The sequence below is a fragment of the Streptomyces sp. NPDC050263 genome (assembly GCF_040655955.1).
GTDB lineage: Bacteria > Actinomycetota > Actinomycetes > Streptomycetales > Streptomycetaceae > Streptomyces.
This window is the reverse complement of sequence record NZ_JBFAKW010000267.1, coordinates 1-2,426: the sequence shown is the minus strand read 5'-3', so window position 1 is coordinate 2,426 and position 2,426 is coordinate 1. Positions and strand designations below refer to the sequence as shown.

Annotated in this window: 2 protein-coding genes; one reads left to right on the top strand and one right to left on the bottom strand. The window is 68.6% G+C overall.

The window, feature by feature from the left end:
- Positions 1-169 precede the first annotated feature (169 nt).
- Entirely contained in the window at positions 170-574 is a 405-nt protein-coding gene (locus AB0J04_RS45795) for a hypothetical protein (protein WP_363174671.1), read from the bottom strand.
- Between the two features lie 797 nt (positions 575-1,371).
- Between AB0J04_RS45795 and AB0J04_RS45790 the strand changes: the two genes are divergently transcribed.
- A complete protein-coding gene (locus AB0J04_RS45790; protein ID WP_363174670.1) occupies positions 1,372-2,328 on the top strand; it encodes a hypothetical protein in 957 nt (318 codons plus the stop codon).
- The last annotated feature ends 98 nt before the right edge of the window (positions 2,329-2,426 follow it).

Genomic DNA, 2,426 nt, shown 5'->3' with positions numbered 1-2,426 from the left:
AGCGGCCTCGACGGACTCGGCCTCGGTCACGTTGTCGCTGGTCATCGATGCATCTTCCTTGATCAGGAGTTACACCGATCGTTTTACAGTCCCCCTGGGGAACCTCGTCCCGGACGCTTGGCGACGGTGAGGGGCGGCTCGCGTCGGTGAAGGTCTCTGCGGTGGCCGGTCAGTGTCTGTGTAGGTCGGCGCCTCGGTGTCGCCGGGCCGCGTAAGCAGCTGCCGCAGCGAGGGAGGTGCAGGCCAGGGCCGTGCCCAGGGTCCGCTCGAAGTCGGCGGGGCCGGTGCTGCCGCCGATGCCGCCCTGGACGCCGCGGGTGGGCAAAGGCGTGGGCGTCGGCGTGCTGGTGGTGCTTCTGTGGGGCAGGGTCTCGCAGGCGATGCCGTCGTCCGGCCCTTGGTCCTCGTCCAGCCGGTGGGGGTCGCTGGGGTCTCGGTTCAGCTCTGCCTGGGCGTCTTCCTGGAAGGCGAAGTCGCGGCAGTCCAGATCGGGTTGGGCATGGGCCAGGCCCGCCGAGGGGCCGGCGGCGAGGGCAACCGTCACTGCGGCGGCGAACGCGGTGCGTATCCGCATGGGTCATTCCTTTCGGTCCGGTGGCCTGCACGACCGTCACAGTGACCTTATGGAGATGACGCCGGCCCGGCGCGTGGTGCTGGGCCGAACGGACACGGATCGGCGTTCGCCGAGGACGGAGCCGGGGCGGCTGCCAGCGGGTGGCAGATCGGGGACGATGCCGTACTGACTGAGAAGACAGAATTTCTCCGCCCCGGGGAGGGCGCCATGCGCCCGTCGCGACCCGGACGCCCGGCGCCGCCGGTCGCGGCAGTCGCGGACACGGCGCCCCAGACGCCTCAAGCGTCCCTGGATCACTGCGGTCCTGGTCCTGCTCGGCCCCCTGCCGGCCTTCGCGGGTCTCAGAGCGCTCGTGGAAGATGACCGCAACCTCACCGCCTCCGAGACGGCGCCCGCCCACAGGCCGACGACCGCCGCGCACCTCGATGGTGTCGCCGAGGCAGCGGTGGGGCAGCGGATGCAGGCGGTCGCGACGTTCGCCTGCAGACCCGACGTCCAGGGTCCCCGAAGATGCGATCCGGGCCCGTCACCGCAGGGGCCCGGCCTGCTCGCACGATGCGGCGAAGCCCGCCCTGCTGAAGCGCAGTCCCGGGCCTGACCATGATCACCGTCGGCGAGATCCTTGCGTATCCATTTCCCAAGTCGGTCTGCATGCCGTGGATTTGTGCCCTGTCCTGTGCATCGCGGCCGACTGACCCGCCCCGCACGGCAGGACGCCTGGGCCGCCCGCAGGCGTGGGCGGGGACCTAGTGTGTGAGGGCACCGTCCTTCATCCGACCAGCAAGGAGCATGAGGCTGTGAAGGTCGAAATCCAGCCGGACGTACGTGACACCGCCGCTCGGCTCGGGGCAGACGTTCCCTATGCACTGAAGGCTTTGGCGGGTCAACTGGCCGACGACCCTGACATGGGCCGGCCTTCGGGGCCGGCCGGCATTCTGACGGTGACGGTTGACGGCGACATGTTCGATGACTGCCCCGACTTGTCCGTCGGTTACATCCGCGAGTCGGACCGGATCGAGATCCGGTTCCTCAAAGCGCTGCCCTCCCCTGAGACCTCCACGGATACTCCTGACCCGGAGCAGGAACAGAGCCGAGACGAGGGCCAGTCGTCCGGTGACCTTGTCGCCGCGGCGGCCACCGTACGGGAGGTCGCGGACGCCTGGGGGCGCATCACCGGCTGGCTGAAGCACAACGCACCCGTTTCCTATGCTGCGCTCCGCGCCGGTGCCGGCCCCGCTGCCATCGCGGCTCTGGAGGACGGCCTCGGTATCCGGATACCCGTCGAACTTCACGGCCTGTGGCTGCTGACCTCAGGTGACGAGGGTGGCAACGGCTGGGGATGCCTTCCTGGCAACAGGGCTTTGATGACTCTGGACGCCGTGGCCGCCGCTTACCGGCTGAAGATGGACGCTCAGGCCGACGAGGACGTCTCCAACACCGACCGTCCGAAGGAGGAGCGGATCACGGTCTGGAAGGCGAGCCGGATTCCGGTTGTCGCACGGGGCCCGGCGGACAGCACCTCGGGCCTGTACCTGGACGCTGAGAGTGGCTACCTGGGTAGGTGGTCCCGCTACAACGAAGCTCCCGGTGAAGTACTCGACACGTTGGTCACCTACTTGGAAGAGGCTGCCGACATGCTCGAAGCTCCCGCCCTGGCCACCGGGGACAAGCCCGGGCTGATCGACGGGGCACTGGTGTGGCTCAGCAGTATTGACCCCGCACAGGAAGACCGGTGGCAGCCCTGGACGGGCTGATCTCGCACGAGAAGTGGGGCCAGCCCTGGACGGGCTGGCGCCCAAGAAGGGGGTAGACAATTGTGGTGAGGGGGGCGATAGCCAAGAGGTATAAAAAG

What these genes read in the sequence shown, in the direction of transcription:
- AB0J04_RS45795 (WP_363174671.1), bottom strand. Translation starts at nt 574, where the DNA reads ATGCGGATACGCACCGCGTTCGCCGCCGCAGTGACGGTTGCCCTCGCC.